Here is a 21,771-nt window from a genome sequence, read left to right on the forward strand (position 1 = left end):
GGGCTTCGACGATCGCGATGTCGTTGCCCTATCTCCTTCCCTCAGTACACGAACCGCAAAAATAAAATGTCATCACTTAAAGACATTCTTGAGCGTCTCGCCCCCAATCACCGGGATGCACTTCTGTGGTTTCAGCAGCATCACGGAAAAGAAGTTGCTTGGCCCAAGGCGATGCCGAACGGTACTTTCCTTGTCAATAAGGCAAAGGGGATCCACAAACCTGCCGGACTACCCTATGCCATCAGTGTTCGGGAATCGCTTGGCGGCCGGTATCTAGACCATGAGCCGGTCGTCAGGCCTGACGGATCTTGGACATACAGGTATTACCAAGAACAAGCCGACCCAGCGAAGCGGGATAGTCAGTTTACTAACCTGGCACTTCTTGCTTGCAAACGTGACGGTGTTCCTATAGGCGTAATGCGGCAGGTGAAGACCAAGCCCAATCCACGGTATCACGTACTTGGGCTTGCACTCGTGCGGGAGTGGGAGGGTGGGTACTTTCATTTGGAAGGTTTTGGTCCTGCTGGAGAAATTGGCTCGTTTCCTCCGAAGACGATGTCGTCAGACACCGACGGTGCAATGGACGACATCTTTAACCCCGACAGCGTCGAAGATGCGCGTCGCTGGATAAACGCGTCTATTGTGCGGAGACAAGGTCAAGGCGCGTTTCGAGCGGCGGTCCTATCCGCGTACAGGGGCCGCTGCGCGATGTCCGCCTTTAACGTGCCAGAAGCCTTGGAGGCGGCACACATATTTCGGTATTTTGGCGCGAGTACAAATACGGTCACGAACGGTCTGTTACTGCGTAGCGATCTTCATTCACTGTATGACCTGGGGCTTCTCGCCGTTGACCCTGCGTCGATGACCGTGCTCCTAGCCCCAAAACTGAAGACTAGTGACTACGGGGCGCTTGCTGGCTCAGCTATTCAGTTACCGACGCTGGAGGCGGAGCGCCCGAGTCGCGCAGCACTGCAAATGCACGCTTCGTGGGCCGTCAGCACCTGGCATAAATGATTCGCGGCCAGAACGAGAGCGTGAGTTGCGCAGGCACCAAGTTTGCGCTCAAAACGCAGCAGTATCGCTAATGTTTGTTATCGATATAGCAGCGAGTTGTGGAGCGGAACTGAGGTCGCTGATACACGCTCACTCAACTGAATTTGTAGATGCCCCATCCCCGTCTTCGGCATGCCGGTGCCGCAGAGTCAATCAGGGCCTGCGGCCAGATGGTGAGGTCGATCTCACCATCCGAGGCCGCACCTACGGTCGATATGGCATTGGTAAGGCGGGGGCGTCGCGACACTCCCGTGCTCCGATGTGCGGCCAACTACAGCACCAGAGTAGGCGAAGCTGCGCATCAGAGTACAAAATCAGTTGAAATCGCACATCGGAGTGCAGATTCAGTTGAAATCTGCTCCTCGTTGTGACGGATTCAGTTGAAATGAACATCGCCGGGGAAGCCTTGCCAGGCCTGGGACGATGGGAGTTTTCACCGCCTGCGGCATCGCTATAAATTCAGTTGTGCAAACGGAGGCACCTAAATTTGTGTCCTGGCTCTTCCTAGATTTGGGGTCTTATCGGGGCGAAAGGGGCGGCTCGTTTGGGGGCGTCCGACTGGTGGGGGATACCTGTAGTGCAAGCGTTGCCGCGAGTCGCCGGAGCTTCCCATCAAGAACGCGAGTGAAAATTCTCGGTGCAGCCGCTTTCTGTGCTGCTCCAGCGATTTCTTTCCTCGGCATATTGCCGCCAGAACGCCTGAAGTAAGGGCCTGGTCTGCTGGCAATGCCTGCGGCTTTTCGAGGTGTTCGGAAATATCGAACTAGGGGGTGGGTACCGCGTGGGAGTGATCGCTGTCAAAGAGGATGATGGTCGAAATGAAGTTCCGGACCTGGCACAGCGCCTTCAGGGATTCATCGATATCGTCCAGCGTCAGTTCCGGTGTTTCGCCTTCCAATCAGTCGGCGTGTGCAATGGATTTGTCCGTGAAGGTCTTGATGCGCGACAGCGACGGACTGCGAAGCGCGTCACCCATCCGCTCAAACACCACGTCGGAGATCCGTTGCTGAGGCCCCGGCTTGTCGTTCGCCATCTCATCGAATTTGCGGTGCTTGATTTGCGACCAGGTCCAGTCAATGCGGTCGCGAATCACCGCTTGCCGTCCTGGTGAATTGCCGTTGATGTGCTTCCGAAGGTATGCATCGCGCGCGGTCTCCCAATTGTAGGGATCACCGTCGTGAGATACGTAGTGGAAGCGAGTCAGGAGGTGAACATTGACACTCAGCCTGGCCACGATTTGTGCAAGCGATGCTGTATTGCTATCCATGTCGACCAGCCGACGAATGCCCGTGGCCAGCGCTGTGACGTAGCCGGTGGTCGTCAGGCGCTACCCCACTCACGCTCCGATCATCTTCTAGGCGCCTCGCTTCATTAAGTATGCGAAAAACACTGTCTAGCGTCGGCAACTCTCGCAACTGGTCTGAGACGGAGTTCTTTATATTGCTCGACAGCCGTCCCAGGCAGTTTTCGCAAAGCTCGATACCGCTCTAAAGCGGCGGCGGCTTTTCTGTCAACGGTCATGGGACAAGCTCGGCAAAAATTCCCGGAATGTATAGCCGCCAGTCAATCTGCCTTCTGCTCCACCTGACGGATAGCCAACAGCATAACAATGTCTTTCACACCGAGGCCAGGAAGCACCACCGCCCCAAGGATTCTGGGTCAGCGGCATAGTGCGGTTATAGGGCTGAAGCCGTGGACAGGGAAGCAGGCCGACGCCGCCCGGGAATCTGCCCATCCGGATACGGTATGAGACCCGTTCGGCAATTAACCGATATTTCTGGGCGCGACTGATTTCGGTTCTGCTCTTGATTTCGCATTCGCGCCGTCGAGATAAGGTCTAAGCACGTTGTTTCGTGGTGCTTGCCGGTCGGCGCCCTTAACCAGCCGTCGTATTGCGGGGCCTCCCCCATGTCTCATGTCGTTCCTAGGCCAGCGGAGTGTCACGAAACTGCGTAGGGTGGGGGTACACCAAATGTAGTGCAAGAAACACATGACGCGACAATGGGCGGTATAAAAGTAAAGTTATCACTTAACTATTTGTTCGTGCGCACACCGGCGTATCGCTGGGACGAATGATTCCAAGGGTTTACCCTTGTAATTTCTGCGGCCAACCACAACTTCAGTCTCCTGTCACGGAATTTCGCTCGTCAGGTAAGCATCATTGATCTACAATTGATTCTCCTAAGGAAGAGTTGCCACCATGACATCCCCAAGCATTGAATCCCTAACTGTGCACCTCGAGTCGGCAGGAAAGTTGGGTGACATCCCTGCGGGCTGGGAAGCGACTTTGGCAGAGCGCTTGAGAGAGTTGCTGCGAACACGCGACTCCGATCTGAAGGCCGCCTCGACTGCGCTCCGAGATGCCTGTCGGAGGATGTTAGTGGAGTTGAGGCCAGAGTCGCGTGAAGAGCTTCTGGGTGTCGGTTCGGCGTCTAGGCAACCAGAAGTGAAAAAAGCGTATCGCATTGGTCAGCTCGACTTCGCCCATCTTGTCTTAGCTCAGGCAGCTTCGAAGCGGACTGACGAACTCTTCCGCCAAACGCTGGAGAATCCCACCTATCGCCGTTTCATCCAGGAGATGTATTACGGTGAACGTTCGACATCTGATTTGGCCCGGCTGGGAAGTCGGACAACAGAGCAGACCAGCCGAACGCTGAGTATGTTGAGAAGGGCGGGAATCGCTGACTTTCGGAAGGTTTCAATACAAGTCTTCAACTTCCTCACGCCAGCGGCAAACCAGGCGTTCAAGAGAATTCTTGAGCGTGAGAGCGCGCAGCTTACTCAGGAGGCGTCAAGCGACTCGGGCAAGGCGGCTCACGAAGCGATCATGGCTGTGCTGACGTCGCTCGAACCAGTCCTTCAGACTGCTCCAAATTTCGGACCCGTCCCTGCTTCTGCCAAAGAACTTTTAGTATGAGTAGTGCTGACGAAATGGAATACGACCAGGAAGACTTCGAGATCTTCGGTCCGGCAGAGTTGCCTCGCGACGGGGAAATCATCACGTTCTATTCCTTCAAGGGCGGCGTAGGACGGACAATGGCATTAGCCAACACCGCCTTCCTAGCGGCGTGTAACGGCAAGCGTGTTCTTGTGATGGACTGGGACTTGGAAGCTCCTGGTCTAGCATATTATTTCCGTGGAGTTCAAGAGCCTTCGGTCGCCCGCGAATTGAGATCCTCGCCAGGAGTATTAAATTTTCTATGGGATTGGGTCAACCGCGTTCGAAATAATACGCAGGAGGCAATCGAAGAGGCGGTCGTATTGTTTGACTCTGGGGCACCCTTCAACGACTGTGTGCGAGAGTTGGTCGCCTCTGAATTTTTCAGAGGCTCCGATGGCAGCATCGACTATATAGGTGCGGGTAGCCCAAGAATCGAGGCTCCCGAGTCAACGCACTATGAAGAAGCACTGGCGAGCTTCCCATGGCCCGATTTTTTCTCAAAAATGGCGGGAGGTTACGTGTCACGTGCCCTTCGTGACTGGGCAAAGAAGCGTTATGACCTAATTCTGATTGACAGCCGAACTGGGTTGGCGGAGTCTGCCGGAGTTTGCACGATGCAGCTACCGGATGCAGTCGCACTTTGCTTTGTTCTGAATCGGCAGAACATTGAAGGTATCTCAAAGATTGCTTCCGTTATCCGAGCGACTAAACCCGAGATCAATTTGCTTGCTGCCCCAATGCGTGTAGCACGCGAAGGAACGTCCGAAGAGAGTGAGGCTCGAGCAAAGGCTATTACGGACCTGACTCGCCTTGGCGGATTCTCTGTCGAAATGGCCATCCATCAACTCCAAGCGTTGGCTATAAAGCACGCCGACGCCGTTCCATTCTACGAAACACTAGCTCCCGTCGTCGCCAGCGATATGGAAGTCGATGCGCTCTGTCTGAATTACCTCAGATTTGCACGAGAACTGACGGGGCTGAGCGACCTAGCTCTTATTCCTCTCGATGAGAGTCTCGTCAGCAGGGCACGTGCGCGACTGCAACCACAGCTTGCGACGAGTGAGTATATCGAAAAACTCATCGGCTCCGAGCCGTTACGCGCGATTACGGAGCTCGAATCCCTTATTAGCAGCGCTGAAGAATTAGTCGCGAACGGCGAACACGAATCTCTGGCCGAGGACTATCTGCAGGCGCTAATCAGCGTTTCATTCGAGGCGAGAAATATCCAATTTTCCGAGCGTTCGTTAGGGCTGCAAGCGCGAGCAATAAACATCTTGCGCATGCTCACTGAGGTGGACACCAAGTGGAGCAAATCCCTTGTGCATGCATTAGAACTCCATCTAATCGCAAATTCAGGGCAGCTTGAGCCGGAAGACGAGATTACTCTGCGGGAGGAGTTGGACGCGCTATACGAACCGACTGCACAGCCAGCCGCGGAAATAAAGCGGCTAGAGAATCGTCGACGAATTGCTTGGCTATCGTATCGAGTTTACGATTCCGTTGCGGTCCAAGCGGTTAGTGATTTGTTTTCAAGAGTTTCAGAATTGCGAAGTGCCGAAAGCTTGGGAACGACCGCAAATGAAGACCTTTTGTTCATTGAAGCTGATCTGCTTTATTTGAAGGCACGACTTTCCCTTCGGGAGGGGGATACCGCAGAAGGGCTGGAGTATCTGATGCGGGCTACCGAGATTTGCGAGGAAGTAGACTGGGATACCTCTCGTGTGGACCTCAAACGCACAATCGCCGATGCGCACGCTTTGTTGGCCACTCATTCGGACTTAGGACTTTCGATCGAGCAGCGACAAGCGCATGCTGCAGAGGTGGCTCGAATCAATGGTGCGGGGCTGTCCCCTGCCATGTTCTACGAACTGTTCAGTCTTGTGCTGAAACAAGGATCGGGCGCAGCTGTGCTACAGTTTTTGGATGCCACACTCGGTTCACAACACAGTCAACCGCGGACATCGTCACTAGCCTTTCACCTAGGTCGGAATTCCAGGAATACCGTGACATTTCTGCAGGCAGCGATCAATGCAGTCGGATTGCTCGAGGGCGATGAATCACCTCAGACGCGGATTGTTTTGCAACGCTTAGCGGCGATTGCAGATGCAACTGTGAGTCAGCCCCTACGTCGACCCTCATTCTTGTTTCAGGGACGTCCTGGCGAAATTGTCCAAAGGTATAACGAACTACTACACGTTCTTCACCGTGCGGGAGTCGAGTGGACACCCAACAGCGAAGTGCAGCAAGCGCTCTCGACTCTGCTCAACGCACGCTCTGACTCTGTTCCTCCCCGAGCCAAGCAATGAGCGATCCGGTCGACGTATTTTTGGCTTGCTGGCTTGCCGTCCGGAAGGCCTTGCCGTCGCAGCGGACGTCGGCGCCAAGCTGCGCGCCCGAACTCGACATTCGGATCAAGCGCGCGCTTTCTACATCGCGAGGCGAAGAGGCGGCGCAGACCCTTCAGTCGCTCCTTGCCGAGGCTGCTGCTTCCGGTACCCCTGAGTCCGAATTGCCGTTGCTCGGACTTCGTCTGCATATTATGCAATGCATCGACAGAGAATTCGCACGCATACATCCGCGAGCTTTCCAAGACGAAGACGACGCTGCTTTAGCGGACTGGCTTCAATCTGCTCAAGCGCGACGCCGTAGCCAAGGAGTCTTGGGGACCTGTTGCGACGTCAACGACGCGACTGGAGAAAAGACTGGATACGACTTGGCTCTTATCTTCAGGGGGCCACTCCTCCGTGCGCAGCGCGATGAAACTGCAAGCTATGCAGAAAATCTCGCGGATAGGTTTGCATACCTGGGCGTGACAAAAACCCGCCTCACGCTGAAGCACTCGCCAATTGACGTGCGGTTCTCGGTGATAGATCAACATTCGAGCCGCGGTGTTGACGAAGGGAGCCGTCCGCCCGGAGGCGAGCGTGTTTGCGTTGTCCCAGTCGCCGAAAAGCGCGAACACGTGACGCTCACAACGGCGGTTCGCGATGACAAACGCTATGTAACCTACAGTCCTTCATCGGGATTCGATCCTGCCGCGACATTGCTAGATGCGCTCCGTCGCTGCGGAGATTTGGATATCGCCCTAGCACCGGAATTTGTGATGTCTCCGGAAGCTCATGTATCGGCTTTCTCTGACATGGGCGCAGCACCTCTGGCGTGTCGGCTGTTGCTTGCCGGAACGGCAAACACACATTCGCGAGACGTTGCGGGGCAGCCGTGGAATGAGGCCGTCGTCGCCAACCAGTGCGGCGTACCTCTTTGGCATCAGCAGAAGCTATGGCCCTCGGAAATTACGCCCGAACGGGCCGCCGAGTTCGGCATCACCGGGGTTGGCGGCGCCGGAAACTTCCATGAGGACGTAGCCTCAGGCAGTCAGATTGAAGTTGTCGACATCGACAGCCTCGGGCGCTGTGTCATCCTGATCTGCCAAGACATCACGTCGTCAGATCTCGCTACAACTCTGATCACCGATGTGCAACCTGACTGGGTTTTCGTACCCATCATGGACCGGGGATTCGCTGAGAAATCGTGGTTCAGCGACATTGGCCAAACCGTGTGCACCTATTCTCAAGCGCGACTGGTTGGGATTTGTAGCACGGCCCTTCCTCGCGCCGGCACCGACAAGCCGCACTGCCTCCAGATTTTCTGTGCAGAGCGCGGCGAGAAGTATGCTCCTTGGCGTGCAGTATCGTTACTCGCCGCCGATGGGGAACCGGGGGCGGCTATTCATCACTTCGGTGTGACAAAGTGGATGCGCTTTGATACCGTATTGAAGGAAGCAGATTAGCCGATTAAGGGTGCTCGGCTAGAGCATTTTTTGGATTGAACGACATCTGTCGGTGAACGGTCGCCTGTGGCGCAGTCGCCCGCGGTGCAGTAGCGTCGACTGCGCGCAAGAGCATCTTGGCGGCTCAGATGGAATAGCTATTCCTGGCCGCCTCGAAGAACTTCTCACCGTACTCGCGCGGTTTCTGAACCTCTCGGGTCGCGAAAACATTGATGACCGCGTTCCCACACGTCGCCGTGAACTGGGCCAGCCCCGCTTTGTTCAACGTGACATAGCACCCCTCGCCCCAGATCGATTCGTCATCTATATCCACCGGTCCTGCGTCTCGCCACCAGACGACCCTAGCCACGGCGCCTCCACTGACGTCGATGTAAACGCCAGGGGCATCTTCATGCGCACGCCACTGAAGTAGGCGCAACCAGTTAGGGCAGAGCACGATGGGATAGGTCGCCGAGTCAGGGCCAAAGTCGATTGAACAGACTAGCCTTCTGATGAGCGTCGACGCCGGTTCGCTGTCGAGCGGCACTACCCGACCTATCCAGACAGCAGCAGGCAACTGCTGATAGACATCAGCAACCTTTACTCCATCGATGGAAGCTTCAGGGGCGCGAATACGATGAAGTAGAAGCTCCGCTTGCCGCGGCTTATAGATCTTGAATCGTGAAACCTCTGCTACGACATGCTCGTCGCGCTGGTCCAACCAAGTGGCAACATCATCTCTGACGCTCTCCGTCCACTTTTGCTCTCCCTCCGTCCGGTGAGCATTCCGGGCCACGAGTGGCCGGTGCACACCTATCGGGCGCACTTGCGGAAGCGACAGGGGCTGAGGCGGAGTTGGTGCATTCAGCCGCTCCAGGAGTACTGGCATGTCAGGGGGGTGCAGCATGCCTGCTCGGTGGAGCTCTCCTGCCACGTGCCGAAGCGCAATCACGCCAATAAAGGCATGGGGCTTCAGATACTTGAGCTTCATGTCAACAGCGCGCAACTGACCTTCAAGGCGCGTGACCGCCTGTGGCCCGAACGCTTCAAGCCCGCCCCACTCTTGGATGAATATGGCGGCCCTCCGCCGGCTCGTCAGCTCGTCAACGTCTGCCGCCTTCGCGAGCGCTTGTGCTGTGTGACGCAACATGTACGTCCATCCGAGCTCTGACTCCACGCGCATGGCGCCAGCTCTTTCGTCTGTCAGCGCGCCGTCTACGTCCAATGAACCATCTAGTTCGAGTTTGTAAAAAAGCGGCAGCGCTTGCGTATCTACCGAGGCGGGGATACCCCAACGATTGGCTAGCAACGCAGCGGCCTCCGCCACCGCGAAATCCCCCCCCCCGGCAAAATAGATGTCGCCCCGATAGAATTTGAACCCTGGGGGCGATAAGAGATAGAAGTGGCTCGTTACGGACAAGAATTCAAGGACCGGGCGGTAGCACGGTTGTTACCACCGGAGAGTGAGGCGGTGGAAGTGGTTTCAAGGGAATTGGGCGTGGCAGTGGCCACGCTGGAACGCTGGCGTGCGGACGCTATGTCCATGCCCGCTCGCGAGCGGGCATGGACAGCGACGGCCAGGTTTGAGGCGGTGCTGGCGACGACTGCGATGGACGAGGCCAGCAAGAGCGCCTGGTGCCGTGAGAACGGCGTGTATCCGCAGGAGTTGGAGCAGTGGCGCACTGCCGCCACGCAGGCGCTGGCTGAGCCCGAGGATGCGCGTGCCACCCATCGGGAGACAAAGGCCGATCGGCGCCGCATCAAGGAACTCGAGCGCGAGCTGCGCCGCAAGGAGAAGGCTTTGGCCGAAGCCGCCGCCTTGCTGATACTCTCAAAAAAGCTAGAGGGCATCTTCCCGAAGGACAAGGACGAGGACGAGGACGAGGACGCGTGATCGGCCTGGAAGATCGCCACACGATGGTCCGCCATATCGAAACCGCTCACGCAGGCGGTGCGCGCCTGCGCCTGGCGTGCGAGGTGGCTGGCATAACCGTGCGCACTCTGCAACGCTGGAAGGCCCACGATGGCCTGGTGGTCGGCGACCGCCGCCCCGAGGCCGTTCGGCCCACGCCGGCGCACGCGCTGAGCGTCGAGGAGCGCGAACGCATTCTGGCCGTCGCCAATGAGCCGCGCTTCGCCGACATGCCGCCGGCGCGCATCGTGCCCATGCTGGCCGATGAGGGTGTCTACCTGGCCAGCGAATCGAGCTTTGGTCGAGTGCTGCGCGCCCATGGGCAGACCCGGCATCGAGGACGCGCCAAGGCACCGCGCCAAAGCCGCCCACCCACCACGCACGTGGCCACGGGGCCGCGCCAACTGTGGTGCTGGGACATGAGCTACCTGCCGGCCGAGGTCGCCGGGCGCTGGTTTTATCTGTACCTGATCCTGGACGTCTACAGCCGCAAGATCGTGGGCTTCGAGGTCCACGATCGCGACGAAGCCGACCATGCGGCGCATCTGGTCAAGCGCACGGCGCTGGCGGAGGGTATTCACGCCATGACGGCCAAGCCGGTGCTGCATGGTGACAACGGCGCCACGCTCAAGGCCACCACGGTGCTGGCGATGTTGCACTGGCTGGGCGTCAAGCCTTCGTACTCGCGCCCGCGCGTGAGCGACGACAATGCCTTCGTCGAGAGCCTCTTCCGCACGGCCAAGTACCGTCCGGAGTTCCCGTCCAAGGGCTTTGCCGATCTGACTGCGGCGCGTACCTGGGCGGCGCACTTCGTCCACTGGTACAACCATGAGCACCGCCACAGCGGCATCCGCTACGTGAGCCCGGCACAGCGCCACGCCGGACAAGATGACAAGATTCTCGCCGCGCGCCACGCGCTGTATGTTCAGGCCCGTGAGCGCAACCCGCGTCGCTGGTCATGCAACACTCGAGACTGGTCGCCAATCGACACGGTCACACTCAATCCGGAGCGCGAGATTGCCGTGTCCACGGGAATCAAGCCAGGCGCCGAAAAGCACCGTTTGGCGGCATGAATGAGGCGACATCTACCTTGACGCGCGCCGAGAGCGGAAGGGAATGGATTCGGGATGGGCAATTCTGGGTCATTGATGCCAAAACTGGCGACAGATTGTCCGTCTGGGCCGGCAGGTTCGTACCAAAAATCATCCTCAATGACGCGTACCCAGACATCGAAACAGCTATCGCCGCACAGGACGACTACCAGGCTGAGCAGAAAGCGGAGGGTGGCAAGGGCCGGCTTCTCTCCAAGAGCCGCGACTTCAACTTGTTACCGTACTACATCTCGATGTTCAGACCTGAACACTCGACGCGCGGCGAGCGAATCGGGCTGAAGATGCCGGTGCAAGATTGTGGCTCATGGGTGCGGCTCTTTGTGCCGCCGGAAGGGGGCATCAACGGCTCGGGGGACGCGCTTTCCGGCATGCGCGACGTGATGCACTATGGCGCCGACGGTGCTGCCAGTCAGGGTGGCCTGCTGGAATTGCCCCTCGTCCAGTTGTATTTGCACACCATGCAAACGGAATACTTGTGGGTGGAGACAATTCGAAGATGAGCGTCCTCGAAAAGCTCGCACGCTTGGCCTTAGAGAATTGATGGCGCGCAGGACCGGTTCGCTAGCCCGCAGGCTGGCTGGTCGGCCCTCCAACACACGTCCAGCGCCAGCATCGGGGCGCTGCGATATCCAGCCTTATCGCAATGGACTGATTTTGAAGTCGCTGCGGGCAACCGGTCTATCGATGCGAGTGAGGCTTCGATAAGCTTGCCGAAGCGCCATCGATCTTTGCGGTGACGAGTCAGCGGAGCTTATGACGGAGGCAGAGGGGTTAAACACCCCGCCGCTTGCAAATCCTCCAGGTGCAGTCCCAGCTGAGCCATTTTTGGCTTTTCCTACAATCGGTTTTTGGCCAGTGTCTCATACTCCAACTGAGTCAGTTGTGAAGTAAGGTAATCGTCGTTTAGGAGACGATAAAGGCGACGAACGCTCTCTTTCGAGTTCAATACTACAAGACCGTTTTGTACTTGCAGCCCCAACTGCTGCTGCTTTGCAGAGACGAACGCGATTATGGCGGCCGCCGGCATAGTTAGGACTGGACTACGACCGGCGCGGATGATGTCTTTACGAGGTGCCTCACAGGAAGCCAAATGACCTTTCACATCATGCACAAGGTTGAGGGCAACGATGGTGGCAGTAACTGCGTTCATCGCGCGAGCGGCTATCGCGTCGAAGGAGAAAGCCTTTTCAAACTTGGAAAAATCGTTGATGTAGAACTCGTCATCCATCAGCATGACCTCAAAGCCACCGGTGACCTTCAGGATATCTTTGTTGACCAGTTCGAAACGGGACGTCGCACCTTTGACAAGCATGATTTGATCGCGCTTTACCAATGACACTGGATAGAAACGCTTGAAAAATACGACGCTAGTGTCAGCAGATGAAACCTTTACGGCCATCGTCTTTATTTCGCTGAAATCATGGTCGGCAAACACATACGTTGCAGGCTCCGGATCTTGCGTGAGCCGAGTTAGCACTTCAAATTCTGCCGGTGCATCAGGTAGGTCGTAGCAGACCAGAGGGTTTGCGCGGTCATCGAGCGCAGACAAGGCCACCGTCGAAAGATCGCCTTGAAAATAGCGTTCGATACTATCGACGAAGCTGTTGCCCACTGCTTCTGTCGCCTCATCGTCAAAATCAGCTCGCAGGTACTGGCGATGATCGGAATCACCCAAACCAAGGTAGAGAGTGAAGTTGATTCCCGAGGCGATAAGATCTTCCCAGGCGGCTCGGATTTCATCTATTGTTTTCATGGCGCAATGACAATTGCCTTTTTTGCGAAAAATATTCTTCGGTCCAACTGCAATACGTTGATCGAGTCGTTAATATCAATTTCTTCGCGAGAAATGAGCACACAAGATTGTGGGAACTCACGCTTATGGCGCTCTAGCTTCACGACGAAAATCTTAAATCCGAGCAGTGAGAGGGTTGGATTGGCGTAGAAAAGGTTCGTCCTGATGTATATGGCGCCGAGTATCGTCAATGTAATACTAAGATTTATGATCTGGCGAACGCTCTCAAGACCGAATCCTACTAATGGAACCACGTAAGTGGCGAGAAAAACAAGATGCTCTGCATTTTTATCTTCTAGCTCGAGAACCTTGTAAGGACCATCCTTAGCGCCGCGAATGAGATGTAAGAATGAAAAATAAAATGCCGCTGATACCAGAAGCATTGCCACGCACGCGATGGGAAGATAGTTTTCCTTTGCGATCGCCAACAACCGCGCGCGGTCCGCGAACGGGCAACCAAGGCAGATGTCAACCGAGACCTTGTTGACAAATATGAGGACAAAAAGGAGCCATAGAGACAGCAAGTACATGCCGCCCTTGATTAGGCGTCCCATGCGTGTGGGGGGAGTGTTTGAGTGACCCTTCATCGCTGTTATGTCCCCCGATGAGGGGGCAGATTGTCAGGATATAAATGTGCATCTCGGCGTCAGGCCACGCGTGACTCGGTGCTGAGCAACTATCGAAAGACTGGGTAGCGAACTGGTTGCAGGGAAAAACTGATAGCGCCAGGAAAGCCGATCCCTGCCGTGCTTCCCTCTTCGCCACAAGTGCGTTAGGGCGAGTTCCACGAACAACGCCAAGCCGACCAATACCTCCTTGTGATTTCTCGATACTTTTGTTCTTGTGCGCCAGCGTTGGCCGACCGCATCGCTGCCTCGAGGCTCAACCGGAAATTATGGCGAGACGCCCGGTACATCGCATGCCCCAAAGGGAGGGATTGCCACAGGGGCAGTGGCCGTTCCTGGCCGGCATTCGGGGCAGCAATCACCCGAGCAGGGCTTGTATTCCTGTGATCGGACTTGGCAGGTTTGCGGAGGGCTATGAATCGGCGGCGGGTTGGCCGGAAGCGAAAGGCGGTGCGTCGTCTTCAATCGGCGTTTGGGAACAGGCGTGCCTGCGCACGATGTTCTCTGCCGACGTCGTTCCACAGACGTTCGGCGAGATTGTGTCGACTCAAATGGATCAGGCGATATAGCGGGCCGCGATTGCGATTCACGAATATCGGTTTGGTATCCGCGATCCGCATCTGCGTCATCTCCATCAGGAGTTGCTCCCAATGGTCCAGAAAGGCGGTGACGCGCTGCCGAACCGGCATGCTGTCGAGCCGAACGGTGTTGCGCCATCCGGGCGCCACCGCATCCAGGCGCGACATCTTCGAATCAAACTCCTTGCCGATATTGCGCTGGACATCCATTACGCTGAAGTGGACAAGGATGTCGATGGTCTTCTGTTGCGAAAGCTTCTGCAGAATCGAGAAATCAAGATGGGCGATGTTAAAGGGATCCACGAAGGCAAGGTGGAGACCGTTTGGCAGACGGGCAAGGACCTCATCGACCGTATTCGCGGCAGGCCCGGCGAACGGTCGAACCTTGGCGCCCAGGGCGCGCAGCCTCAGGTCGCACGCGTGGACATAATCGGGATTCAGATCGCCAATGAACATCTCGCTGAACGCGGCGTCGTGTTGTAAAGACGTTCGCCATGCCCACACGGCGCTGCCATCCAGCAGTTGCCGGCTGTCACGCTCGATGACCCGGCCGGGGCCGCAAAATAGGTCGATATACGAGGAATATCCAAACTTGCGCCGCGCGGCACGGGAGGCGTCCACATAGCGGGACAGCGTCCGGGACTTTTCATTCGACCAAGCGCCCACATCCATGACGGGCAATCCGTCGTTGGGATCAGTGACTGGGGAAGGCGATGGCATGGCGGTCCTTGCGCGGGCATGGTTGTGAGGGCGCGCTGATTTTCCCACGGAAATTGGGCGTGTGTTGTTAGCGGGTAAATCTGATATGCTTTGTTAAAAGTGTCAGACTCTTCACACGAAAGAATGGCGAGGAATGGCGATAAATACGAATGGGCGGTAGGTGCGCCGCCTCCCATGCTGGACCAGCATAGCGCGGTCAAGCATTCGATCGTGCATGGCTATATCCGCCGCTACATCAAGACGGTGATGGCGCCCGCTACGATTCCGAGGCTGACGCTAACGCTGGTCGATGGGTTCTCGGGGGGCGGAAGCTATTTGGACGAGGCTCGCAGTGGTGTGGTGGATGGCACTCCACTGATTATGCTCCGGGCGGTGCTGGAAGCGCGGGCGGAGCTGAATGTCGATCGGGTTGTGCCGCGCGAGATCGACGCCGAGTTCTTTTTTATCGACAAGAACCCGCAGGTCGTGGAGCACCTGCGCTGGTGGATCGGTCGCCGCCAGGATGCAGGAGCGATCGGCGCCCAGGACGTGATGCGAGCGCACTTGAGGAGTGCCGAATTTGCAGCCGAGTTGCCGACGATCGTCGAGCGTATCAAGGCACGCCGCGGAGGTGGGCGGGCAATTTTCCTGCTCGATCAGTACAGCTACCGCGCGGTGCCGATGACGTTACTCAAATGGCTGATGGCGGAATTGCCCGGTGCCGAAATCATCCTCAACTTCAACGTGGACTCACTGACGGCGTTCCTCAGCGACAACGCGGGGAATCGTAAGCCCGTGCGGGACATTGGCCTGGAGTCCTATGTGCCATGGGAGCAACTCCAACGGCTGAAGACTAACCGAGACTGGCGCAGCACTCTGCAACGTCATCTTGCCCATGGCATCAAGCAGGAGACCGGCGCCCCGTTCATGACGCTCTTCTTCGTGAGGCCGTACCGCGCCAATGGTTGGAGTTACTGGCTCGTGCATTTGTCCCAGCGATACCGGGCGCACGATGTCATGAAGCAGCTTCACTGGGAGCATTCCAGTGAATTCGGGCATGAGCTGGAACCGGGCTTGTTCACGCTGGGCTACAACCCCCGACGAGACGAAGCGTACAACGGTCAGAGCTCTATCCTGTTCGGCCCGAGTAGCGAGGAACTGTGTGTCGAGCATCTCGCCGACGATCTAGCGCGCAAGCTGGCTGGCACAGGGCCGGTGACGGTCGGGCAGCTATTCGAAACCCATATCAGCAACACGATGGCCGATGAGGCGCGACTGCAAGGCGTGATTCAGCGGCTGCACCGATCGCGGGAGATTGTGGTGTCGTCGGCGGCTGACCGTGTTCGTCGGCCCTCTAAGGTGTATCGTTCCACTGACGTCATCGAATACTCCCCACAAATTATCCTGACCTGACTGGTGCGGCGTCAGACCATCGCTTGGGGGTCGGGCATCGCATCCCAGGTCCGGCCGTCGAGCAAACGGCCATTGGCCTTTTTGGAGCGTCGAACACCGTCGGCGCCCCAACCGCCCCATTGTTTGAAGAAGAAGAGGGCACCTTGCTGTTCGCATTGTCGCTGGATGCGTTCTACCCATTCCTGTTTCATGGGGCGTGCCTGGGGGCCCGACTCGCCTCCCACGATCACCCAGTCGATGTCGCGAAGGTTCAGCTTGCCAAGATCCTCGAGCAGCGGCTCGACCGACAGGAAGCGAATACCCGCCTGTACACGGCGGAGCAGGTCGATGCGTGGTACGCCATGGCGCTTGTCTTCGACTGACACCCCCAACCATGCATTGGCCGGAATCTCGTGGCGACTGCAATAGGCGGCAAGTCGTTCGGCCCGTTTAGTCAGGATCTGGAAGGTGTGCTGGGGACAGCGGGCGATGACCTCGAAAACCCGCGAGATATAGGCATCGGGTACGGACTGGTGAAACAAGTCCGACATGGAATTGACGAAATAGATGGTCGGCTTGGTACGCTGGAGCGGCTCCTCCAGCCGATGCTCAAGGAGCGTCAACTTGAAGCCGTTTTCATAGCCAGGCGTGCCCATGGCTTGCAAACGACGCGCCATGCCCTCGGCATAGCAGTGCTTGCAACCCTGGGAAATCTTGGTGCAGCCGACCGTGGGATTCCACGTTCGCTCGGTCCACTCGATTTTGCTCTGACCGCCGCTCATCTCTCGCTCCTCATTGGCAGAAGCGGAATTGTACCTGCGGGCCGCGGCGCGAAGCGCAAAGGGTTAATGCTGGCGCTAACGGGGCGCTGTAACAGCGAGTGCGCTGGCTGTGGCGCGGGGCGCTCCGGGCTGGGTCGATCATACTGCGCTCGTTTCGAGCACCGAGCTAGGCGAGATACCCTTCGTCGATCCGCAACAGTCGCAGCACTAGGCATCGCACAGCCCGTGTGGTCTGCGCGAGCGCCATCGGGGCGCAAGCACGCGTGCAAGGCGCAGTCCGCAACCACCTTAGCGCTCGGGCCTTGCCGCCAAACACGTAGATGGCGTACGCCACCACCGTCGCAATACCGAGAAGCTTGTCGGACTCGTCCCGGCTCAGCGTTGCGCGATGCCCAGGCGGCGCCGCAGAGCGCTCGGGCGCAATGACGCAAGCTCGGGACCGATGAGCCAGGCGGCTAGAATGTGGTCGATTGCCGTGGCGGGTAAACGCATGCATTTCCTGCGGCCGCTTGCCGCCCAGGAAGCTGTTGTCCGATCGAAACCAGTAGCCCAGACCCCAGCCAGCTTTATGGCCATCAAGGGTGTCGATGATCCTGGCCAATGCACCACGCGAACTGCGGGCGCGGGTCCGGTAAGGACGTTGGAAACTCGGACCAGCATGTGTCCTCGTAGTCGATTTGAGCCGGCCGAACTGTCGCTTATATGGTTTGCAGATTCGGGAAAGTTGCCGCGAGTGGTAATCCAAAGACGGAATAGAATTCCAACCTACGCACCGCATTTAACATAAATTGCGATCTACACCTGACGAGAGTTTTTTTTTGTTTCCCCGCCGAGCCAGCTCGGTTGAAGCATTGAACTCCCAACGTAGGGGAGGGTGCCGTCTTGGCGTTGCCACGTTACCGGTACTGCCGCTGAGCACACGGTTAACCGCGTTGGACGTTCATTGGCCAAATGAAGAAATTCCCTGCATTTGGTAGGTTGTCTCTTCCACAAGATGATCCGCTTCGCTTGCTTCGATGCAGAAGAGGTCTTTGACTCCTTCTTCGAGGCTTTGTTACCGAGGATTGGCCCGCGAATTGGGGGGGCATCGGTCTTGCCGTAAGTTCTGGCAAAATCGACCGACTTGTAGGATGCCTGCAAAGAAAATTGTAACAATGGGAAGGTTGCAAGCAGCTCAGTGCTGTTAGTGGCCGGCACATACCGGAACACTTACGAGCTCAATATGACCACCCTCACGCAAGACCAAATCGACATCGTCAAAGAAGCCCTCGTATCTAAGCAATGGGTTACCACGGGCCTAGTCCAACGTACGCTGAAGTTGTCCCACACGGCTGCCGAGGCCGCCCTGGATGTCCTGCAACACGAGGGCATCGTGACACCCCACCAAGATGGAGTTCGTCGCTTAGCCGTTGATCTCCAAAAGGGTGACACCCCCGCCCGTATCGCCTTTATTCGGAACGTCTTCGAGTCCGTGCGCTATTTCTACGAGATGTGGGAAGAGGACAACAACGGCGATACAAGGGTCATAGAGCTGCCGCGTCCCTCCAAGAAAATCGGCGGCCTTCAGCTTCGCCAACTCGTGCTCGAGGAGTGTTTCCGGGCGCGCGGCATGGGCTTGCTCGAGGCATCGGTGACCCTTGTCGAGTGCTGCAAAGACCGCGGCCTTGCGCCGGCCGTCGGCGACGATGACCTTTCGGAGCTGGTGGTCATGTGCAATACCAACCAGCGGCCGTTCGCCGCCGTGCACGATATGCCCGTACGCCGGGCTCGGGCCCTCGACCGGCTGATGCGCTATTTGATGCTACGCGGCACAGACGCCGACACCCGTTCCTTCGACTACTTCCTCAACGGCGTCCACAAAGTCCCGATGGGCCAAGGTAGAGATGGCAGTGGCCACCACGAGCATGTTGTGCCTCTCCATTACATCAAGAAGCACTGCCTCGCGGCCTTGTCGACGGGGCGCACATCCGAGCAGATCAATGCCGACATCCTTCGGTTCTTGACTATCGTCAGGATCACAAAAGCGCAGCGCGGCCGCCTCGACCTGAGCGTTGCATCGGGAGGCCTTGGGCTGCAGACAGAAATGCCGGAGCCTTGGTGCCCTGTTGACGGTGACATCTTCGCGCGGCTGCACCGCGCAGAAATTGAGTTCGATATGGTGGACTGATCGTCAGAGCAAAAAAGCCCTCGCAAACACGTTCACGGGGGCTTCTTTGGGGTCGACGACACGACTGACGCCGTCGACGCAGATTTCTGGTGGCCACTGAGGGAATCGAGGGGCTGCTTCCGTTGGCGATCCGCATATAAGGCACCTTCAAACGTTGAGCTTTAAACTAAGGAATCGAATATTGCTGAACGCTGTCCGTTGAACCGGACGTACGGTGCCGTGAGGTGAACGCAGCTGTAGCGCTGGCATGCAGCTCTTCGGAATATCATTCCGACCTACGCCCAGCATTTAATATACATTGCGGACACATCGATTCGATGTGGCTGTTGCACATGTCGCGCGTATTATTGCGGAATGGCCGAGTTTCTTACGCTGCAGCCTTATCAATCTGCAAGGACTGCAACCATGCAAAGCGCAAGGGCGACGCGTGCGTCGCGTAGCATGAAGTTGATCAGCGTTGCCGACACGCCCAGTTGCTTGGCAATCTCGGTCTGCGTCTTTTCCTGGAAGTAGTAGCTGGAAAACGCCTCACAGGTACGGGCTGGCAGCGTTGCCAGCGCCGCCAGCAACCCGCGTAGCTCCTGCTGCGCGATGGCCGCACGCTCGGGCGAGCTCGTGGCGCCGGGAACATCCTCACCTGCTTCTTCGGGGGCGAAAATTCGGTTCTCCACCTGCTGGCGTCGGTAGTGGTCCAGTGCCAGGTTCTTCACGACCTGGGTAATGTAGCTCGTCTGCGAGCGCATATGCTTCGGGCACGAGTTACAGCACTTCAAGTAGGCGTCGTGCACGATATCTTCGGCCTGTCCCGCGCAGCCAACGATGCGGGCGGCAACGTTGACGAGGTGAGGGCGGTGCGAAATGAACACCTGCTCGATCATCGGCGGTGTAACTTCGGCGGTCATCGTTGACATGGCTCGGCGGCGGGGCGGGTCGGAGAGGCGACTGCGAGAGATACAACGGGCGACGCCAGGAGCGCCGCCCGTTGCGCTATTTGCGGCGCTGCCCCGTGTGCAACGCAGCATCACCGGGCGACCACAGGCAGTAAACTTAATAGAAATACGAATGATTCGCAATTGCGAATCACGCAACACAGGGTTAAATTTGGCTTTATTGCCAGGATTGGCGCCGTCTACAGGGAAATCAGCGTGGCCATGCCCGAACCGGTAACCCCACTTCAGGGGCAGGTATTTCCACTTGGCGTACGCATCTGGTTGGTGCGGTGCGCCGATGTGCCGCCCGAATCGATGGCGTGCCTGTCGCGCGAGGAGTGCTTGCGCCACGCGGCGTTGCGCCAGCCAGCCGACCAGCGCCGTTTTGCCGCGACGCGCGCGGCATTGCGCGGATTGCTGGGCCAGGAACTCGGAATCGCCCCGGCTGCAGTACGTTTCGGGACCCACCCGCGCGGCAAGCCGTTTGTAGAGTCATCAACAGATGGAACGCCCGATGCGTCACACATTGTCTTCAACGCCAGTCATGCCGGCGACTACGCGTTGATCGCCATCGGTCGGCTGGACGACACGGACAAGGGCACAGGGTTGGGCATCGATATCGAATGGACCGACGCGCAGGTCGACATCGACGGACTCGCACCGCTGGTGCTGAGCCCCGTCGAGGTGGCGCGGCTGCCAGGCGGCCACACCGAGAGGCGCGCGGCGTTCTACCGGATCTGGACGGCCAAAGAAGCCTTCTTCAAGGCCGTGGGCGACGGCATCGGCGACCAGTTGCCCTGCGTCTCCGTTTGGCCTCCCGCGTGCGGCGAGGATGTCCTGACAGCAATGTCCAGCGATGCCCGCCTGGCGACGTGGGCGCAACGCATGACGCTGCACGGCGTCGAAGTCCCCGACGGCTACGTCGCCACGCTCGCCGTGTTTCGCGGCACCGGGGGCTAAATTTCCGCGCCGGCTGAATCGTCTTGCAAGTACACGCAGCCCATGCGGGCCGCCATGCCTACAGAAAGGACGAGCCAATGCCATTCGATCGCGAAGACACCGTGTTCCACGTTGTGGTCAACCATGAAGAGCAGTATTCGATCTGGCCGGAGTACAAGGAGATCCCGCAGGGTTGGCGCGCGGTCGGCGTCACCGGACCGAAGGCCGCCTGCCTGGCGCACATCGAGCAGGTCTGGACCGACATGCGTCCGCTGAGCCTGCGCCAGAAAATGCAGGCGCAGGGCCAGGGCCTCTGAACCCCGACGGTTGGCCTGCATGCGTCTGTTCTGCCTGCCGTACTCAGGCGCGAGCGCGATGGTGTACCTGCGCTGGCGTCGTGCCATCCCGTCCTGGGTCAGCGTTCACCCGTTGGAATTGCCGGGGCGCGGTGCGCGCCGCGACGAGCCGTTCGCGCAGCATATCGAGGCGCTCGCGCAGGCTTTGGCGGACCAGATCGGCGATACGGTGGCGCAGCCGTATGCGTTGTTCGGCCACAGCATGGGCGCGCTGCTGGCGTACGAGCTGGCCCACGTACTGGCAGCGCGCGGCTTGCCGCCACCGGCGGTGACGTTCGTATCGGGCGCCGAAGCCCCGGCATGCCGCGACCCGGACAAGCATGCGCGCGAGCGCTCCGACGACGAACTGCGCGAGTTGCTGCGAGACCTGGGCGGCACGTCGGACATAGCGCTGCAGAGCGACGAACTCATGGACATGGTGTTGCCCGTGCTGCGGGCCGACCTTCGCATGTGCGGCCGCTATCGACCACCCGTGCGTGCGCCGCTGCATGGGGCGGTGCATGTGTTCGGCGGACGCGATGACGCGCCGTCGGCTGCCGCGTTGGACGCGTGGCGCAGGGAAACCCGCGCGACGTGCGCCGTGGAGATGTTCGACGGCGGCCACTTCTTCGTCCATCAGCAGGAAGCACGCCTCCTCAGGTGTATCGAGGCGGCGCTTCATCCCACTCTCCAAACGACCTCCTAGGCGGCGCGGCATCGCGTCGACAGCATTCCCGCACGGCCA

General features: G+C 58.1%; 18 protein-coding genes. 11 read left to right on the forward strand and 7 right to left on the reverse strand.

Features of this window, described 5'->3' with window-relative positions; all coding sequences use genetic code 11:
- Nucleotides 1-66 precede the first annotated feature (66 nt).
- Nucleotides 67-1,014, forward strand: a complete 948-nt coding sequence (locus CYJ10_RS21970; RefSeq protein WP_101683561.1) for an HNH endonuclease — start codon at nucleotides 67-69, stop codon at nucleotides 1,012-1,014.
- A gap of 937 nt (nucleotides 1,015-1,951) precedes the next feature.
- Here CYJ10_RS21970 and CYJ10_RS33865 read toward each other — a convergent pair.
- Nucleotides 1,952-2,320: a hypothetical protein gene (locus CYJ10_RS33865; protein ID WP_146002087.1), complete on the reverse strand. Its 369-nt coding sequence runs from the start codon at nucleotides 2,318-2,320 to the stop codon at nucleotides 1,952-1,954.
- A 933-nt stretch (nucleotides 2,321-3,253) separates the two neighbouring features.
- Between CYJ10_RS33865 and CYJ10_RS21980 the strand changes: the two genes are divergently transcribed.
- From CYJ10_RS21980 to CYJ10_RS33870, 3 genes are read left to right on the forward strand one after another with little or no spacing between them, the layout of a single operon-like run.
- Nucleotides 3,254-3,970 carry a hypothetical protein gene (locus tag CYJ10_RS21980; protein ID WP_146002088.1) on the forward strand — a complete coding sequence of 239 codons (717 nt, stop codon included), beginning with the start codon at nucleotides 3,254-3,256 and terminating at the stop codon, nucleotides 3,968-3,970.
- A 14-nt stretch (nucleotides 3,971-3,984) separates the two neighbouring features.
- Nucleotides 3,985-6,300: a KGGVGR-motif variant AAA ATPase gene (locus CYJ10_RS21985; protein WP_180863021.1), complete on the forward strand. Its 2,316-nt coding sequence runs from the start codon at nucleotides 3,985-3,987 to the stop codon at nucleotides 6,298-6,300.
- Nucleotides 6,297-7,784 carry a hypothetical protein gene (locus CYJ10_RS33870; RefSeq protein WP_146002089.1) on the forward strand — a complete coding sequence of 496 codons (1,488 nt, stop codon included), beginning with the start codon at nucleotides 6,297-6,299 and terminating at the stop codon, nucleotides 7,782-7,784. Before CYJ10_RS21985 ends, CYJ10_RS33870 begins: the two co-directional genes overlap by 4 nt.
- Nucleotides 7,785-7,908: 124 nt before the next feature.
- On the opposite strand, the gene CYJ10_RS21995 is transcribed toward CYJ10_RS33870, so the two are convergent.
- The gene (locus CYJ10_RS21995) at nucleotides 7,909-9,072 is read right to left on the reverse strand and encodes a hypothetical protein (RefSeq protein ID WP_146002090.1); all 1,164 of its coding nucleotides are present in this window, start codon (nucleotides 9,070-9,072) and stop codon (nucleotides 7,909-7,911) included.
- A gap of 93 nt (nucleotides 9,073-9,165) precedes the next feature.
- On the opposite strand from CYJ10_RS21995, the gene CYJ10_RS22000 reads away from it, so the two are divergent.
- Both CYJ10_RS22000 and CYJ10_RS22005 read left to right on the forward strand, forming a co-directional pair.
- Nucleotides 9,166-10,748 (forward strand): IS3 family transposase gene (locus CYJ10_RS22000; protein WP_101683567.1). Its coding sequence is split into 2 segments (ribosomal slippage): nucleotides 9,166-9,595 and nucleotides 9,595-10,748, totalling 1,584 coding nucleotides; the frame shifts between segments, so codons are not numbered across the junction.
- Between the two features lie 17 nt (nucleotides 10,749-10,765).
- Complete coding sequence (locus tag CYJ10_RS22005; protein WP_257993455.1) at nucleotides 10,766-11,287, forward strand: hypothetical protein; 522 nt, start codon at nucleotides 10,766-10,768, stop codon at nucleotides 11,285-11,287.
- 335 nt (nucleotides 11,288-11,622) lie between these two features.
- Here the strand turns inward: CYJ10_RS22005 and kwaB are convergent, their stop codons facing one another.
- From kwaB to tcmP, 3 genes are all read right to left on the reverse strand, one after another.
- On the reverse strand, nucleotides 11,623-12,540 hold the full coding sequence (gene kwaB, locus CYJ10_RS22010) for an anti-phage protein KwaB (RefSeq protein ID WP_101683568.1): 918 nt from the start codon (nucleotides 12,538-12,540) through the stop codon (nucleotides 11,623-11,625).
- Nucleotides 12,537-13,109: an anti-phage protein KwaA gene (gene kwaA / locus CYJ10_RS22015; RefSeq protein WP_146002091.1), complete on the reverse strand. Its 573-nt coding sequence runs from the start codon at nucleotides 13,107-13,109 to the stop codon at nucleotides 12,537-12,539. Before kwaA ends, kwaB begins: the two co-directional genes overlap by 4 nt.
- 557 nt (nucleotides 13,110-13,666) lie before the next feature.
- Complete coding sequence (tcmP, locus tag CYJ10_RS22020; RefSeq protein ID WP_257993456.1) at nucleotides 13,667-14,503, reverse strand: three-Cys-motif partner protein TcmP; 837 nt, start codon at nucleotides 14,501-14,503, stop codon at nucleotides 13,667-13,669.
- Between the two features lie 174 nt (nucleotides 14,504-14,677).
- Here tcmP and CYJ10_RS22025 point away from each other — a divergent pair, with 174 nt between their 5' ends.
- The gene (locus CYJ10_RS22025; protein ID WP_257993457.1) at nucleotides 14,678-15,895 is read left to right on the forward strand and encodes a three-Cys-motif partner protein TcmP; all 1,218 of its coding nucleotides are present in this window, start codon (nucleotides 14,678-14,680) and stop codon (nucleotides 15,893-15,895) included.
- Between the two features lie 11 nt (nucleotides 15,896-15,906).
- Here CYJ10_RS22025 and CYJ10_RS22030 read toward each other — a convergent pair whose 3' ends face one another.
- Nucleotides 15,907-16,656: a DUF5131 family protein gene (locus tag CYJ10_RS22030; protein ID WP_101683572.1), complete on the reverse strand. Its 750-nt coding sequence runs from the start codon at nucleotides 16,654-16,656 to the stop codon at nucleotides 15,907-15,909.
- A gap of 1,222 nt (nucleotides 16,657-17,878) precedes the next feature.
- On the opposite strand from CYJ10_RS22030, the gene CYJ10_RS22035 reads away from it, so the two are divergent.
- Nucleotides 17,879-18,823: a hypothetical protein gene (locus CYJ10_RS22035; RefSeq protein ID WP_146002092.1), complete on the forward strand. Its 945-nt coding sequence runs from the start codon at nucleotides 17,879-17,881 to the stop codon at nucleotides 18,821-18,823.
- Between the two features lie 383 nt (nucleotides 18,824-19,206).
- Here the strand turns inward: CYJ10_RS22035 and CYJ10_RS22040 are convergent, their stop codons facing one another.
- Nucleotides 19,207-19,725 carry a sigma-70 family RNA polymerase sigma factor gene (locus CYJ10_RS22040; RefSeq protein WP_180863022.1) on the reverse strand — a complete coding sequence of 173 codons (519 nt, stop codon included), beginning with the start codon at nucleotides 19,723-19,725 and terminating at the stop codon, nucleotides 19,207-19,209.
- A gap of 171 nt (nucleotides 19,726-19,896) precedes the next feature.
- On the opposite strand from CYJ10_RS22040, the gene CYJ10_RS22045 reads away from it, so the two are divergent.
- The 3 genes from CYJ10_RS22045 to CYJ10_RS22055 all read left to right on the forward strand — a co-directional run bounded on the left by CYJ10_RS22045 (nucleotide 19,897) and on the right by CYJ10_RS22055 (nucleotide 21,732).
- Nucleotides 19,897-20,712, forward strand: coding sequence for a 4'-phosphopantetheinyl transferase family protein (locus tag CYJ10_RS22045; RefSeq protein ID WP_180863023.1), 816 nt, complete (start codon nucleotides 19,897-19,899; stop codon nucleotides 20,710-20,712).
- A gap of 77 nt (nucleotides 20,713-20,789) precedes the next feature.
- Nucleotides 20,790-21,008 carry an MbtH family protein gene (locus tag CYJ10_RS22050; protein WP_101683576.1) on the forward strand — a complete coding sequence of 73 codons (219 nt, stop codon included), beginning with the start codon at nucleotides 20,790-20,792 and terminating at the stop codon, nucleotides 21,006-21,008.
- Between the two features lie 19 nt (nucleotides 21,009-21,027).
- Nucleotides 21,028-21,732, forward strand: coding sequence for a thioesterase II family protein (locus tag CYJ10_RS22055; protein WP_101683577.1), 705 nt, complete (start codon nucleotides 21,028-21,030; stop codon nucleotides 21,730-21,732).
- Nucleotides 21,733-21,771 lie beyond the last annotated feature (39 nt).

This window comes from Cupriavidus pauculus (assembly GCF_002858765.1).
GTDB lineage: Bacteria > Pseudomonadota > Gammaproteobacteria > Burkholderiales > Burkholderiaceae > Cupriavidus > Cupriavidus pauculus_B.

Coding starts and splice junctions, on each gene's coding strand:
- kwaA (WP_146002091.1), bottom strand. CDS start 13,109: ATGTACTTGCTGTCTCTATGGCTCCTTTTTGTCCTCATATTTGTCAAC.
- CYJ10_RS33870 (WP_146002089.1), top strand. CDS start 6,297: ATGAGCGATCCGGTCGACGTATTTTTGGCTTGCTGGCTTGCCGTCCGG.
- CYJ10_RS22025 (WP_257993457.1), top strand. CDS start 14,678: ATGCTGGACCAGCATAGCGCGGTCAAGCATTCGATCGTGCATGGCTAT.
- CYJ10_RS22050 (WP_101683576.1), top strand. CDS start 20,790: ATGCCATTCGATCGCGAAGACACCGTGTTCCACGTTGTGGTCAACCAT.
- CYJ10_RS21985 (WP_180863021.1), top strand. CDS start 3,985: ATGGAATACGACCAGGAAGACTTCGAGATCTTCGGTCCGGCAGAGTTG.
- CYJ10_RS21970 (WP_101683561.1), top strand. CDS start 67: ATGTCATCACTTAAAGACATTCTTGAGCGTCTCGCCCCCAATCACCGG.
- tcmP (WP_257993456.1), bottom strand. CDS start 14,503: ATGCCATCGCCTTCCCCAGTCACTGATCCCAACGACGGATTGCCCGTC.
- CYJ10_RS21980 (WP_146002088.1), top strand. CDS start 3,254: ATGACATCCCCAAGCATTGAATCCCTAACTGTGCACCTCGAGTCGGCA.
- CYJ10_RS22035 (WP_146002092.1), top strand. CDS start 17,879: ATGACCACCCTCACGCAAGACCAAATCGACATCGTCAAAGAAGCCCTC.
- CYJ10_RS22055 (WP_101683577.1), top strand. CDS start 21,028: ATGCGTCTGTTCTGCCTGCCGTACTCAGGCGCGAGCGCGATGGTGTAC.
- kwaB (WP_101683568.1), bottom strand. CDS start 12,540: ATGAAAACAATAGATGAAATCCGAGCCGCCTGGGAAGATCTTATCGCC.
- CYJ10_RS22030 (WP_101683572.1), bottom strand. CDS start 16,656: ATGAGCGGCGGTCAGAGCAAAATCGAGTGGACCGAGCGAACGTGGAAT.
- CYJ10_RS33865 (WP_146002087.1), bottom strand. CDS start 2,320: ATGGATAGCAATACAGCATCGCTTGCACAAATCGTGGCCAGGCTGAGT.
- CYJ10_RS22040 (WP_180863022.1), bottom strand. CDS start 19,725: ATGACCGCCGAAGTTACACCGCCGATGATCGAGCAGGTGTTCATTTCG.